Source organism: Luteimonas yanweni (genome assembly GCF_039548475.1).
Lineage (GTDB): Bacteria > Pseudomonadota > Gammaproteobacteria > Xanthomonadales > Xanthomonadaceae > Luteimonas.
The window spans coordinates 111,372-124,582 of sequence record NZ_JBCLVC010000011.1; the positions used below are offsets into that span (position 1 = coordinate 111,372).

12 protein-coding genes and 1 tRNA gene are annotated in these 13,211 nt (G+C 67.9%); 10 read left to right on the forward strand and 3 right to left on the reverse strand.

Annotated features, from left to right (window positions below; genetic code table 11):
- Positions 1-33: 33 nt before the first annotated feature.
- The 5 genes from WCE39_RS07845 to WCE39_RS07865 all read left to right on the forward strand — a co-directional run bounded on the left by WCE39_RS07845 (position 34) and on the right by WCE39_RS07865 (position 7,065).
- Entirely contained in the window at positions 34-1,824 is a 1,791-nt protein-coding gene (locus WCE39_RS07845) for an acyl-CoA dehydrogenase C-terminal domain-containing protein (RefSeq protein ID WP_343276128.1), read from the forward strand.
- An 88-nt stretch (positions 1,825-1,912) separates the two neighbouring features.
- A complete protein-coding gene (locus tag WCE39_RS07850) occupies positions 1,913-2,530 on the forward strand; it encodes an HNH endonuclease (RefSeq protein ID WP_449284005.1) in 618 nt (205 codons plus the stop codon).
- 162 nt (positions 2,531-2,692) lie between these two features.
- Positions 2,693-3,904, forward strand: coding sequence for a hypothetical protein (locus WCE39_RS07855; protein WP_343276129.1), 1,212 nt, complete (start codon positions 2,693-2,695; stop codon positions 3,902-3,904).
- 68 nt (positions 3,905-3,972) lie between these two features.
- Positions 3,973-5,889, forward strand: coding sequence for a 1-deoxy-D-xylulose-5-phosphate synthase (gene dxs / locus WCE39_RS07860; protein ID WP_343276130.1), 1,917 nt, complete (start codon positions 3,973-3,975; stop codon positions 5,887-5,889).
- Positions 5,890-5,961: 72 nt separating this feature from the next.
- Positions 5,962-7,065, forward strand: a complete 1,104-nt coding sequence (locus WCE39_RS07865; RefSeq protein ID WP_343276131.1) for a sensor domain-containing diguanylate cyclase — start codon at positions 5,962-5,964, stop codon at positions 7,063-7,065.
- Positions 7,066-7,080: 15 nt separating this feature from the next.
- Here WCE39_RS07865 and WCE39_RS07870 read toward each other — a convergent pair whose 3' ends face one another.
- The gene (locus WCE39_RS07870; RefSeq protein ID WP_343276132.1) at positions 7,081-8,175 is read right to left on the reverse strand and encodes a TraB/GumN family protein; all 1,095 of its coding nucleotides are present in this window, start codon (positions 8,173-8,175) and stop codon (positions 7,081-7,083) included.
- 377 nt (positions 8,176-8,552) lie between these two features.
- Here WCE39_RS07870 and WCE39_RS07875 point away from each other — a divergent pair, with 377 nt between their 5' ends.
- From WCE39_RS07875 to WCE39_RS07885, 3 genes are all read left to right on the forward strand, one after another.
- Entirely contained in the window at positions 8,553-9,926 is a 1,374-nt protein-coding gene (locus tag WCE39_RS07875; RefSeq protein WP_343276133.1) for a hypothetical protein, read from the forward strand.
- A gap of 56 nt (positions 9,927-9,982) precedes the next feature.
- Positions 9,983-10,837, forward strand: a complete 855-nt coding sequence (locus WCE39_RS07880) for a DNA adenine methylase (protein WP_343276134.1) — start codon at positions 9,983-9,985, stop codon at positions 10,835-10,837.
- Positions 10,817-10,900: transfer RNA gene (locus WCE39_RS07885), tRNA-Asn, on the forward strand. Before WCE39_RS07880 ends, WCE39_RS07885 begins: the two co-directional genes overlap by 21 nt.
- 108 nt (positions 10,901-11,008) lie before the next feature.
- On the opposite strand, the gene WCE39_RS07890 is transcribed toward WCE39_RS07885, so the two are convergent.
- A complete protein-coding gene (locus WCE39_RS07890) occupies positions 11,009-11,296 on the reverse strand; it encodes a hypothetical protein (RefSeq protein ID WP_343276135.1) in 288 nt (95 codons plus the stop codon).
- An 83-nt stretch (positions 11,297-11,379) separates the two neighbouring features.
- Between WCE39_RS07890 and WCE39_RS07895 the strand changes: the two genes are divergently transcribed.
- Positions 11,380-12,303, forward strand: coding sequence for an SOS response-associated peptidase family protein (locus WCE39_RS07895; protein ID WP_343276136.1), 924 nt, complete (start codon positions 11,380-11,382; stop codon positions 12,301-12,303).
- Entirely contained in the window at positions 12,300-12,782 is a 483-nt protein-coding gene (locus WCE39_RS07900; protein ID WP_343276137.1) for a hypothetical protein, read from the forward strand. Before WCE39_RS07895 ends, WCE39_RS07900 begins: the two co-directional genes overlap by 4 nt.
- A 176-nt stretch (positions 12,783-12,958) precedes the next feature.
- On the opposite strand, the gene WCE39_RS07905 is transcribed toward WCE39_RS07900, so the two are convergent.
- Positions 12,959-13,210 (reverse strand): DUF2188 domain-containing protein, encoded by a 252-nt coding sequence (locus WCE39_RS07905; RefSeq protein WP_343276138.1) that lies wholly within the window; start codon positions 13,208-13,210, stop codon positions 12,959-12,961.
- Between the last annotated feature and the right edge of the window lies 1 nt (position 13,211).

The window sequence follows — 13,211 nt, forward strand, 5'->3', positions numbered from 1 at the left end:
ATTCCACCCCATCGCAAGGACACGTCCCCGGACATGAGCCAGTACACCGCCCCGCTCGACGATATCCGCTTCGTCCTCAACGAGGTGCTCGAGGCACCGACGCAGTTCGCCCGCCTCGGCTACGCCGATGCCACGCCCGACGTCATCGATGCGGTCCTCGAGGAAGCCGCGCGCTTCAGCGGCAGCGTGCTCGCGCCGCTCAACGCGATCGGCGACCAGCAGGGCTGCCGCCATGACCCCGCCACCGGCGACGTCACCACGCCCGACGGCTTCAAGGCCGCCTATGCGCAGTACGTCGAAGGCGGCTGGCCTGGCCTGACCGCGGCGCCGGAGTACGGCGGCCAGGGCCTGCCGCACCTGGTGGGCACCCTGGTGAGCGAGATGATCAACTCCGCCAACCTTGCCTGGGGCAACTTCCCGCTGCTTTCGCACGGCGCGGTTGAAGCACTGCGCCAGCACGGCGAGGACTGGCAGCGCGAGGTCTTCCTTAAACCGCTGCTGGAAGGCAGCTGGACCGGCACCATGTGCCTGACCGAGCCGCACTGCGGCACCGACCTGGGCCTGCTGCGCACGCGCGCCGAGCCCGTCGGCGACGGTGCGTACTCCATCACCGGCACCAAGATCTTCATCACCGCCGGCGAGCACGACTTCACCGACAACATCATCCACCTGGTGCTGGCCAAGCTGCCGGATGCGCCGCCGGGGGCGAAGGGCATCTCGCTGTTCGTCGCGCCCAAGTTCAAGGTTTCCCGCGACGGCACCGTTGGCGAGCGCAACGCGGTGCGCTGCGGTTCGATCGAACACAAGATGGGCATCAAGGGGTCGGCGACCTGCGTGATGAACTTCGACGGCGCCCAGGGCTACCTGGTCGGCGAGAAGCACGGCGGGCTCAAGGCGATGTTCACCATGATGAACTCCGCGCGCCTGGGCGTGGGCCTGCAGGGGCTGGGCCTGTCGGAGCGCGCCTACCAGAACGCGCTCCGCTACTCGCGCGAGCGCCTGCAGTCGCGTGCGCTGACCGGGCCGAAGTTCCCCGAAAAGCCCGCCGACCCCATCATCGTGCACCCCGACGTGCGCCGCATGCTGCTGTCGGTCAAGGCCCTGACCGAAGGCAGCCGCATGCTGGCGATGCACGCCGGCAGCCTGCTTGACGAGGCCGCCCATGCCAGCGACCCGGCCGCGCGCGAACGCGCCGAGACCCTGGTCGGCTTCCTGACCCCGATTTCCAAGGCCTGCCAGACCGAGTGGGGCATCGAGAACACCTACAACGCACTGCAGTGCTTCGGCGGCCACGGCTACATCGCCGAACACGGCATGGAACAGCTGGCGCGCGACGCCCGCATCACCACGCTGTACGAAGGCACGACCGGCATCCAGGCGATGGACCTGATCGGGCGCAAGACGGCCTCCTCGCGCGGCGCGGGCCTGAAGCTGTTCCTGGCCGAGGTGGAAGCGTTCTGCGCGGCGAATGCCGGCGACGACGGACTCGCCGACGACATCGCCACCCTGCGCGCCAGATGTGCGGAATGGAGCGAGCTGACCACCGGCGTGCTGGGCCGTGCGGCCGGCAACCCCGACGAGCTCGGGGCCGCCGCCTGGGATTACCTGTTCTATTCCGGCTACGTGGTCCTGGGGTACTGGTGGCTGCGCGCGGCGGTGGCGGCACGCGGTTCGTCGCGGCCGGCGGCGTTCAAGGAAGCCAAGCGCGAAACCGCCCGCTTCTACTTCGCCCGGATCCTGCCGCGCACCCTGGCCCACGCCGCCGCCATCCGCGCCGGCGCCGGGTCGCTGATGGCGCTGGAGGCCGAGCACTTCGACGCCTGAGCCCGCCTCTACACAAGCCGTCATGGGGAGCGTATAAACTGCTGTTCCCATGGAATCCGACAGAGCGCGACTTCGCCTTGTCAGCGGCATGGAACCCCCGGCACCGCCGGCGATCCCGCAGTCCGCGGGCATGGGGGTCCCGGCCCTGGGTCGCGTGCGCCTGCTGGCCCTGGATGCCCACGGCCGCGCCCTTGACTGGATGAGCTGGCAGGAAGCGACCTGTCTGTACGTGCGCGGGGCAGTGGCCTGGACCCTTGGCGAACCCTGCCTTGCGGTGCGCGGCGGCATCAGCCGCATCACCGGGGCGCGCAGCCTGGTCGAGCTGCATCCCATCGTGGCCGCGCGCGGCCACGCCAGCGCACGGGCGCTGGACCCGACGCCTGCGCTGACCAACAGCGCGCTCTTCGCCCGCGACCAGCACTTGTGCATGTACTGCGGCCATGCGTTCCCGCGCCAGAAGCTCACCCGCGACCACGTGCAGCCCGTGTCGCGCGGCGGGGTGGACACCTGGGAGAACGTGGTCGCCGCCTGCTTCGCCTGCAATTCGCGCAAGGGCGGCCGCAATCCGGCGCAGGCGTCGATGCCGCTCCTCGCCATCCCGTACCGGCCAAGCTGGATCGAGCACCTGATCCTCTCCAACCGCAACATCCTCGCCGACCAGATGGCCTTCCTCTCCAGCCAGCTGCCGAAGCGCCGGCGCCACTGACGGCATCCTGCCGCGCGAATCCCGTCGCAGTGCGAACGCGACCGGCATCACCAAACACCGCGTGGAGTGACGCATCTCAGCCGCAAGTGCCGCCCTGCGCGCGTTGACGGCCGTGACCGGCTCCGCAACACTCCGTCAATTCAATGTCAGGAATGCTGCGCGATGTCGCTCACCCTCGGCCTGACCGGGATGGACCCCGCAACCGAAGCCGCACTCAAGGCCGCCTTCATCGAGGCCAACGCACGCCTGGGCGAGCGCTGGTCGCTGGTGCCCGATGCGCAGGCCGGCCATATCGTGGTCGACATGGACAGCATGTACGGTCCGATGAGCTGGCTGCGCCTGCACGCCGCCGGCCGCCAGGTGATCGGCCTGACCTCGGCGCCGCGCACGCAGACCGACTACCGCCTCGGCCGGCCCTTCGATCCCGGACAACTGGTCGAACTGCTGGTGGACGTCGCCCGCGGCATGGGCATCGAACTGCAGCAGGCGTCCGCAGGTCCCCCGCCCGCCACCACGGCTGGATCGACGACGGACCCTGCGCCGGCGCCCGCCACCGAAGTGGCAGCCGTCCCCCCGGCCGGCGATGCGCCCGCGCCTGCCGTCGCTCCCGACCCGGCACCGGCACCGGCACCGGTGCCAGAGCCCGCGCCGTCGCCCGTGCCCTCCGCTCCGCTGCTGCGCGCGGCATCAGAGCCGCAAGCCGCGCAGGCATCGCCTGAAGACGATATTTCCGGTGACGCAGCGGAATCTCCGGACGCCACGCCAGCCGACGCCCTGGCCGCCTCCGCCGCCCCGACCCTTCCGGCCGAAGGCGCACTGGCCGCGTGGTTGCGGCCCGGCGCGATGACCGGCAGGTTGCGCTACCGCCGGGACGGGCATCCCACCTTGCTGGTCGACGCCTCCAACGACAGCTGGTTCGGCCCCGCGCAACTCAAGCCGCTGGCGTCCACCTTCGGGCACGGGATCGGGACCGCGGATTTCGAACCGGTGGATTCCGCGGAATGGGCGCGCGAAACCGCATCCGCGGGCGCGCCGCAGCCGCTCTCGCGCCTGCGCTGGTTCGACGGCCTGCTCGCCGGCGGCGGTGCGCTGCTCCCGGGCCTCGACCCGGCAAGCCTGTTCCAGCTCAACAAATGGCCGCAGACCGAACGTGAATACCCGCGCCACTTCCGCATCGCCACCCAGATGATGAAGGGGCCGGCCACCGTGGCCGCGATCGCCGCCGCCAGCGGGGTGCCGGAAGCCGACGTCGCCGACTTCGTCAACGCCAACCTCGCCACCGGCTTCGCCGAACCGGTGCGCGACGAACCGCCACGCCCGGAAGAGCCACCCAAGCCGCGCGTTGGTCTGCTGGGGCGCCTGCGCAACCGCTGAACGGGGCCTGCGCGGGCTGGCGCCCGCTCAATGCGGCGCAGTACGCCACGGCGTCCTACAATGCGCGGATGATCGACTCCACTCGCCACCCGCGCCTTGCGCGCATCGACAGCCCGGCCCGCCTGCGCGAGTTCGACGAAGCGGAACTGCCCGCCATCGCCGACGAGCTGCGTGCCTACCTCATTGAATCCGTCGGCAAGAGCGGCGGCCATTTCGGCGCCGGCCTGGGCGTGGTGGAGCTGACCACCGCCCTGCACTACATCTACGACACCCCGCGCGACCGCATCGTCTGGGACGTCGGCCACCAGGCCTACCCGCACAAGATCCTGACCGGCCGCCGCGACACCATCCACACGGTGAAGCAGAAGGACGGCGTCGCGCCGTTCCCCAAGCGCGAGGAAAGCGAGTACGACACCTTCGGCGTCGGCCACTCCTCCACCAGCATCTCCGCGGCGCTCGGCATGGCCATCGCCGCCGCCCGCGCGGGCGACGACCGCAAGGTGGTCGCGGTGATCGGCGACGGCGCGATGACCGCGGGCATGGCTTTCGAGGCGCTCAACCACGCCGGCGGCATGGAGCCCGAGCCCAACATCCTGGTGGTGCTCAACGACAACCGCATGTCGATCAGCGAGAACGTCGGCGGCCTGACCAAGATGCTTGGCCGGGCCACCGGCAGCCATACGCTCAACGCCCTGCGCGAGGGCGGCAAGAAGCTCCTGGGCGACAAGAACAAGTCGCCGGCGCGCTTCGTGCGCCGATGGGAAGAACACTGGAAGGGCATGTTCGTGCCGTCCACCCTGTTCGAGGAAATGGGCTTCCACTACACCGGCCCGATCGACGGCAACGACATCAAGGCCCTGGCCTCGGCGCTGAAGCTGCTTCGCACCCTCAAGGGGCCGCAGCTGCTGCACGTCATCACTACCAAGGGCAAGGGCTACGAGCGCGCCGAAGGCGACCAGATCGGCTACCACGCGGTGTCGCCCTTCGATCCCGACCAGGGTCTGGTGGCCAAGCCCGGCGCGGTGAAGAAGCCGACCTACACCGACATCTTCGGCGACTGGCTGTGCGACATGGCCGCCGCCGACCCGAAGCTCATGGGCATCACCCCGGCGATGCGCGAGGGCTCCGGCCTCGTGCGCTACAGCCGCGAGTTCCCCGAGCGCTATTTCGACGTCGCGATCGCCGAGCAGCATGCGGTCACGCTCGCCGCCGGCATGGCCTGCGAAGGCGCCAAGCCCGTGGTCGCGATCTACTCCACCTTCCTGCAGCGCGGCTACGACCAGCTGGTGCACGACGTGGCCCTGCAGGAGCTGGACGTGCTGTTCGCGATCGACCGCGGCGGCGTGGTCGGCCCCGACGGCGCCACCCACGCCGGCAACCTCGATCTCAGCTACCTGCGCTGCGTGCCCAACATGGTGGTCATGGCACCCGCAGACGAAGACGAGTGCCGCAAGATGCTGTCCACAGGCTTCCGCTTCGACGGTCCGGCCGCCGTGCGCTACCCGCGCGGCAGCGGCCCCGGCGTTGCGATCGACCGGGGCCTGGACACGCTGCCCATCGGCAAGGCGCAGCTGCGCCGCGAGGGTGGGCGCATCGCGCTGCTCGCCTTCGGCGCCACGGTACCCGCGGCCGAAGCCGTGGGTGCCGAACTCGGCCTCACGGTGGTCAACATGCGCTTCGTGAAGCCGCTGGACCGGGAGCTGCTGCTGGAGTTGGCGCGCACGCACGAAGGCTTCGTGACCATCGAGGACAACGTGGTGATGGGCGGCGCCGGCTCGGGCGTCTCCGAGCTGCTGGCCGCGGAGGCCGTCCTGCTGCCCGTGCTGCACCTCGGGCTGCCCGACGCGTTCCAGCACCACGCCAGCCGCGAGGACCTCCTGGCCGAGGCCGGCATCGACGCCGCGGGCATCCGCGCGGCGGTGCTGGAACGCTGGCCGCAGGCAGGCCACGCCGAGGCCACGGGGCCGCGAAGCGCGGCGGGCTGAAGGCCGGCCGCAAGGCCTATACTCCGGGCATCCCGCGCGTCGGCGCGGGGCGGCCGACGGTGGGGAGGGCCAGTGAAGACAGGACCACTGCGCGGAGACGCCGCGCACGCGAACGTGTTCAGTTCGCCGCGGGCGCGCGCGGCCCTGCCCCGGCGCGTCTACCGCTATCGGATGCTCGGCATGGGGCTCGGCGCCCTGGCGACGGCAATGGTGCTGTGGGAGCTCCAGGCCGGACCGCTGCGCTGGACTCTGTGCGCGCTCACCGGACTGGCCTGGCCGCACATCGCCTACCTGATGGCCAGGCGCAGCGCCGACCCCTTCAAGGCCGAGCAGCGCAACCTGCTGGTCGATTCCGCGATCGCCGCGCTGTGGGTCCCGCTGATGCACTTCAACCTGCTGCCCAGCGTGCTGCTGGTCGCGCTGTCCGCGGCGGACAAGGTCAACTCCGACGTGCCGGGCATCTTCCGGCGCACGCTTCCCGTGTCGCTGGCCGCGCTTCTGCTCGGCGGCCTGGCAACCGGATTCGCCTTCCAGCCTGCGTCCAGTACCGCCGTGATCCTGGCCTGCCTGCCAATGCTGCTGATCCACACCGGCATGGTCAGTCTTGGCCGGCAGCAGCTGGTGCGCAAGGTACTGCAGAAGAACCGCGAGCTCGACCTGCTCGGCCGCGTCGACAGGGTCACAGGGCTGGCGCTGCGCGGGCACTGGGAACGCGACGCCGCGGCGGCGCTGCATGACGTCCACGCCTACGCCCGGCCCGCGGCCCTGCTGCTGATCGACGTTGACGGCTTCAAGCGCGTCAATGACGAGAGTGGCCACGTCGCGGGCGATGCCTTGCTGCGCGCGGCCGGCGCCGTGCTGCGCACGCTGCTGCGCCCCGGCGACATCGCCGGCCGCTATGGCGGCGACGAATTCGCGGTGGTCTGCCCTGCGACCGGTCTGGACGAGGCCGCGCGGCTGGCAGAAACCTACCGGGCCGCCGTCGAGCGCATCGCGCTGGCCGAAGCGCCCGGCCACGTGTATTCGGTGAGCATCGGCATCGCGCAGGCGCGCGCGAACCACGCGCGCATCGAGCACTGGATCGCCGCCGCCGATGCGGCGCTGTACGAGGCCAAGCGCAGCGGTCGCAACCGCCTGGTGCTGGCTCCCGGCGAGGCCGAGGACGCGAACGGCTGAAGCCCGCCCGCGCCGCTACGGCGCTTCGATGACGTAGCCGCGCGCCGCGAGCTTCTCCAGCATGCCGTCGGCCTTGAGCAGGTAGTGCATCGGCAACATTGCGAAGCTCGAGTCGTGCTCGGCCAGCGCCCGGTCCACGTTATCCAGCCAGGCCTCGCCGGCGCGTCGCGGCAAGTCGGCGACGCCCAGCCGCTGCGCCAGCGCGCTGCCGGTCAGCGCTTCCTGACAGCTCACATAGTGGTTCTCGTAGGGCAGCGCACGCAGCCCATCGATGTCGCCGACGGCCCAGGCATTGGCGCGGGCGCGCATGTTGTCGAGGTCGGTCTCGATCCGGTCCATGGTGCCGGCGAAGCACTCGCGGTCGGCAAGGTCACTCTCGTTCAGCTCCTTGAGCACGGCCTTGGGATCCTGCACCGTCAGCCGCACCGTGGTCTCGACCAGCGGAACATCGCCGGCCTTGCGCGCCCTGCGGACCACCGGGGCCACAATGCCGCCCGTGCGCAGTCCCGACTTGTCCAGCGCCGCCTCGTACAGCGCCTGCGCCGCCAGCAGCGGGCGGCGCTTCTCGACGCCGCGGTCGCGGCCCATGTAGCGCGCCTTCAGCACCTGCCAGCGCGCGTACTCCGGCGGCGACACCACTTCGCTGAGCGGCCGCTTGCCCGGGTTGTTGCGGGCGCGCAGCATCGCCGGCAGCAGCGCCATGCCGCGGAAGAGGCCGACATCGGCATCGACCTCGATCGACGGCGCACCGATGACCGCCTGCGAGCCGGCGATGACGGCTTCGACCTTGCCGGAGCTCCACTCCATCCGCCGTGGCAGCGGCGACACCGTCCCCAGGATGTGCAACACATGGTCGCCGCGGCGCACCTTCCACATGCCCGGACCCGGCTGCGCGCCGGAGACGACCATGGTGTCGAGGTCGACGATGTCGTCGTCGGCGGCAGTCGCGGCCTGATCCCCGCCCGGCGCGGTGGCGGTGGGGTCCATCGCCTGCGGCGGCGCGGTGCTGGTGGCCGGCTCCATGTCCTGGGCTTGCGCCCGTGCACCCGCCGCGGCCATGGCGATGGACATCGCCAGGACGACCAGGATCCCTGTCTGCTTCCCACGCATGCCGCTCTCTCCCTGTTGGCGTTGACGCGGTTGGAACATGGCGCGCACGGAAGGTTCCCGGATCCGGAAAGCACGAAGCCCGCGCGAGGCGGGCTTCGTGTTCGAAATGGTCGGGGTAGCCGGATTCGAACCGACGACCACTTGTCCCCCAGACAAGCCACGTGTGTGGCGCATGCCTATGATTCAGAAGGATAAAGTACCAATTTCGGCGAGGTCAAAAGCTTCATTGCGACGCCAACCGGATCAATAGCTTACAGATCGATAGGGTGGCGGCGTACAGCCTCTGGCAGGCAGCATTGATGGGGGTAGGCATTCCCCTACGCAGGAACACTGGAAACAGCGGCATACTCCCAGCTTGGGGAATGGGAGGGGGTTCCATGTCAAGCAGGACGGCGGCCGGGCGCGGAAAGGCGTTCGTAGGTGACGTATCGATTCCGATCAACAGGCTTCACTTAGACCTTAACAACCCGAGGCATGAGCCCGCGGCCAGTGAGGCGGAAGCGATTGAGAACCTCTGTGACGATGAAATGGTCGCAGAGCTAGCTCAGGATATTGCGGGTCGCGGTGGGCTCAGTCCGCTTGAGGTGCTCGGCGTCGTGGAGATGGACGGCAACCCTGGCCACTATGTCTCCCTGGAAGGGAATCGGCGCACGTGTGCGCTCATGCTTCTAGGCGACCCGAGGCGGGCCCCGCCAAAATTTCGCTCTCAAATTGAGCGAATCGCAAGCGGGGCGAACCACCCGAAGGCTGTAAAGGCACACGTCTTCAAGTCAGCTGGCGATGCGAAGCAGTGGATAGACCTCCGGCACCTGGGTTTGCAAGGCGGCGCAGGGACAAAAGAGTGGGGCTCAACGCAGAAGCAGCGAGCTGCAGGCCAAAATACGAAGACTTCTGCGCGAGCCAACACTCTCGCAGTGCTGGTACTAGACCGGCTTGTCCAGCGTGGCCTCATCTCCAAGCAGGAGCGCGACGCGGCGAAGGTGACCACGCTCACGCGCTATCTCGGAACGCCAGGCGTGCGTGCCATTCTGGGAATAGCAAGCCCAAATTCCCTGCAGTACACGCACGACGCGGACGAGGTTGATGTCGCACTGCAACGGCTGGTGCTCGACAGCATCACTCCCGCAAAGGACGGCGCGTGTGCGGTTCATTCGCGTTCAAACTCTTCTCAGCGTCTTGCGTATGCGCATTCGCTCGTAAAGTCGCGGATCGCGCCGACAACTCAGCTACCAGTTCCAAGCGCACCGCCAGCACCAACCAGGTCGCTGAAATCCGCTTCAGGCACACCGACCAAGCGGGGGCAGAGGGATCCTAAGAAGCGCCCAACGCTGTTCGACTCATCATTCACGATATCCAGCACCGACCTAGTCCTCCGACGAATGAGAAGCGAGGCTGTGCACCTGCCGGTCGCCGACTACCTTTTTGCGTCCACGTATCTCCTGAGGGCGATTGTGGAGGGCGTGATGACGCTGTACCTGCGCTCGCAGGGGGCGCTTCCGTCCGACCGGACTGATGCGAAGCTTACGGCTGCGTGTTACGAGCGGCTGAAACTGGCAGGCTTTGCAGGGCGGGGCATGTCAGCGCTCGCGAAAGCGACAGGCAATCCAGCTACGTCGTACAGCCTTCACAGCCTAGGGAACGCCCTCCACGGTGGCGTTGTCCCGGGGCCTGATGACATCAAGGGTTGGGCAGACACTTGGCAACCTATTCTTCTGGAGATGCTGGAACGCATCCCAGAATCTGGGCGGTGACAATCTTGTGCGGCGGTCCGCTGGCCAGATCTCCCGGCTTTGAGTAGAGTGCTCCCATGCCTGTGACCGACTCCCCTCTACGCTATCCCGGGGGAAAGACTCAGCTCGTCCCCTTTATCGCTTCCTTGCTCAGGCACAACAATCTGGCGGGTGGCGTTTACGCCGAGCCCTTCGCCGGCGGAGCGGGAGCTGCTCTAAAGTTGCTGTTCCAAGGTGATGTGTCAGAGATCTGGCTAAACGACCTCGACCGAGCCGTTCATGCATTGTGGGCAACCATTCTGCGAGAACCTGACTATCTTTGTGAACGTATTCGACGTTCCAGAGTAAGCATGGCCGAATGGCATCGCCAGCGTGGAGTCCTAGAGGACACGAGTTCCACCAGGCAGGAGCGCGGATACGCAGCGCTCTTCCTGAACCGCACCAACAGATCTGGCATTCTGAAAGGCGGTGTGATCGGCGGAAAGCAACAGAACGGCACCTATAAACTAGACTGCCGCTTCAATAAGACGGAAATCATATCCAAGATTGAGCGAATTCACTCTTATCGAGATGTGATCACGCTCACGAGGCACGACGCAGAAACGTGTATCCGCCGTTGGGAGAAAGCGTTGCCTCCTCGCGGCCTCGTAAACATCGACCCCCCCTACTACAGCAAGGGTCGCGACCTCTACCTCAGCTTCTATGAGCACTCTGACCACGTGCGACTGGCAAAACTGGTCAAGAGCCTCGAAGTGCGCTGGATGCTCACATACGATGATGCTCCGCAGATTGAATCTTTGTACTCTGGGCTCCCGCTGTTTCGAACTAGCCTCACCTACTACGCCCAGGTGAAGCGGCGCGCCTCGGAGATCCTTGTGCTATCGCCTTCGCTTGTTCATCCCGCCTTACCCGCGCGACGTGAAGCCGCTTGATCCTCGTTGAAGATCTGACTGTTAATCAGGGGGTCGTTGGTTCGAGTCCAACTTCGGGCGCCAAGGAATTCAAGGGCTTGTGGAGAAATCCGCAGGCCCTTTTTCTTGGCCACGTAACACGCCACGTAACAAGCGCTCGGGACTGGAACGGCTGACCGGTGGAACGGGGGGCTACGCGCTTCTCCACCGCTGCCGCGCAACCCATTGCCGGTGCTGGTCTTCGCCCCAGGCCAGCAACGCCTCCCTGTGACGCTCGGCCCACTCCTCGCACCCGGCCACGCCCGAGTCGAAGCTCTGGCACTCGTGCGTGTGCTGCAGCTCGTGCGGGAGGTTGCGGCGGGTGATCGCCAGCCAGGCTCCGTCGACCCGCTGCGTCATGCGCGCAATCTCGTAGCCGCAGGCCTGCAGCGAGTCCTTGGGCCCCATGAGGCCGCCAGCGAGCCGGTGCCAGGTGAACATGGGGCGGAATCCTACCCGCTCCCCTCACAGGGATTGAGACGGGCGCCGGCGTATCCTTGACCGCTCCGGCCAGGAGCCCCGCGATGTGCTATTCCGCCCTGATCGAGGCTGACTATCGGCGCTATGTGCGCGAGTTCGGCGCCACGGTCTCCCTCGAGGACTTCACCGCCCAGGCGATGGCGGATCCCGGCAAGGGGAAACGGCCGAAGTGGCCGAAGGCGATGCGCGACACCGCGGCCGCCCACCCCGCGCCGGAGGCCACCCAGCTGAGGAACGCGGTCCGGTTCTGGATCGCCCAGGACATCGCCGAGGCCGAGCGCGAGCTCGTGAAGCAGCGCCGGCGCGTGGCTGACGGTGAGCTGGCGCTAGCCGAGAAGCTGACGAAGAAGGCTGCCGACGACGTCCGGATCGGCGGCAACAAGGTCGCGCAGCTCGAGGCGCGCCTGGTCGACCTGCGCCGCAAGGAGCCGAAGCCGCGTGACAGCCGCATTTACCCGGGCTACTACGCGCCGGTGATGGTCTGGCAGGACGGCGGCCCGGTAGTGCTCCCCATGCGCTACCAATGCCGGCCGGCGGGCAAGCCGGAGTTCTACGACCGCAAGTACCCGGGCACCTACAACGCCAGGCGGGACAACCTCGAGGGCTTCTGGAAGGGCCTGTTCGGCAAGACCCACGGCGTGATGCTGGCCAGCGCCTTCTACGAGCACGTGGAGCGCGACGGCAAAGACCAAGTGCTGGAGTTCCGGCCCCAGGACGGCAGCGAAATGCTGGTCGCCTGCCTCTGGTCCAGTTGGATCGGCAAGGACGGCGAGGAGCTGCTGTCGTTCGCAGCCATAACCGACGATCCACCAGCCGAGGTTGCCGCGGCGGGCCATGATCGATGCATCATCCCGATCCGGCGCGGAAACCTGGACCGGTGGCTTGCGCCCGGCGCCAACCTCGACGACCTCCAAGCCGTGCTCGACGACCGCGAGCGCCCCTACTACGAACACCGCGAGGCAGCATGATGCGCGACGAATTGAAGGAAGCGATCCAGGCCCTGAGCGCGGGGCAGCGCTTCGAGCACTGGTACGGCAAGACCTACCGGCAGTTCTGGGACTGGTTCGACGCCGAGGACGCCCGCATCCTCGCGATGGCGGCGGGCGGGGCCGAGCTCGAGGCCGTGCGCGGGGCGCTCTTGGACATTCGCGCCGATACCGGGCGCGACGTGCCAGACGAGCGGGCCGACGACGTGATCGAGCAGGCTCGCGGGCGACACCCGACCAGGGCTGAACTCGACACGCGGATTGCCGATCTGCGCGCGCAGATGACGGAGATCCTCGCCATGGAGGAGAAGGATCAGATGGACGCCTTCGCGGGCGTGGCCGACGAGGTCCTCGAGGACGCCAGACTGGAGGACCAGGAACACGTGTGGTCGCAGCTGCAATGCATTCTTCGGGACACCGGCCTGGTGCCGGGTGACGACGAGCCCTGCACCGAAGCATAGAGTCGCCAGCAGCGCCGCTATCCATGCGGCGCCCGCCCGGGTGGATGGCTGCAGCCGGACCGTGCCGGTAGTGGCTGCGCGAGCTCCGGGCGTTGCTGGCGTGAGCGCAGTATCGTCCAGCTGCCGCACCCGTCACAGTCGGAAAAGTCTGAACGTGCCTTAGGTCGCCACCCCGATCAGCCGGGGATGTGCCGCGGATCGTTCCCATACGTCCGCTCGTCCTGAATCCTGCCATCCCGGCCTTTGATGAACAGCTGCGCCGGCAGGCCCTTCGCCCAGGCCCTGCGCCCTTCGCCGGCGGCGTACTCCACCGCGCCCGCCTTGGTGATGAACCTCCCGGTCACGACGCGATCGCGGGTGACCGACCAGCCGCCGTCCTTTTCGGGCAGCACTTCGTACCGGATGCGCCTTCCTGCCTTCTTCACCACA

Bases quoted from the DNA above. Each gene is read 5' to 3' on its own strand.
- WCE39_RS07845 (WP_343276128.1), top strand. From the start codon at position 34: ATGAGCCAGTACACCGCCCCGCTCGACGATATCCGCTTCGTCCTCAAC.
- WCE39_RS07850 (WP_449284005.1), top strand. From the start codon at position 1,913: ATGGAACCCCCGGCACCGCCGGCGATCCCGCAGTCCGCGGGCATGGGG.
- WCE39_RS07855 (WP_343276129.1), top strand. From the start codon at position 2,693: ATGTCGCTCACCCTCGGCCTGACCGGGATGGACCCCGCAACCGAAGCC.
- dxs (WP_343276130.1), top strand. From the start codon at position 3,973: ATGATCGACTCCACTCGCCACCCGCGCCTTGCGCGCATCGACAGCCCG.
- WCE39_RS07870 (WP_343276132.1), bottom strand. From the start codon at position 8,175: ATGCGTGGGAAGCAGACAGGGATCCTGGTCGTCCTGGCGATGTCCATC.
- WCE39_RS07875 (WP_343276133.1), top strand. From the start codon at position 8,553: ATGTCAAGCAGGACGGCGGCCGGGCGCGGAAAGGCGTTCGTAGGTGAC.
- WCE39_RS07880 (WP_343276134.1), top strand. From the start codon at position 9,983: ATGCCTGTGACCGACTCCCCTCTACGCTATCCCGGGGGAAAGACTCAG.
- WCE39_RS07890 (WP_343276135.1), bottom strand. From the start codon at position 11,296: ATGTTCACCTGGCACCGGCTCGCTGGCGGCCTCATGGGGCCCAAGGAC.
- WCE39_RS07895 (WP_343276136.1), top strand. From the start codon at position 11,380: ATGTGCTATTCCGCCCTGATCGAGGCTGACTATCGGCGCTATGTGCGC.
- WCE39_RS07900 (WP_343276137.1), top strand. From the start codon at position 12,300: ATGATGCGCGACGAATTGAAGGAAGCGATCCAGGCCCTGAGCGCGGGG.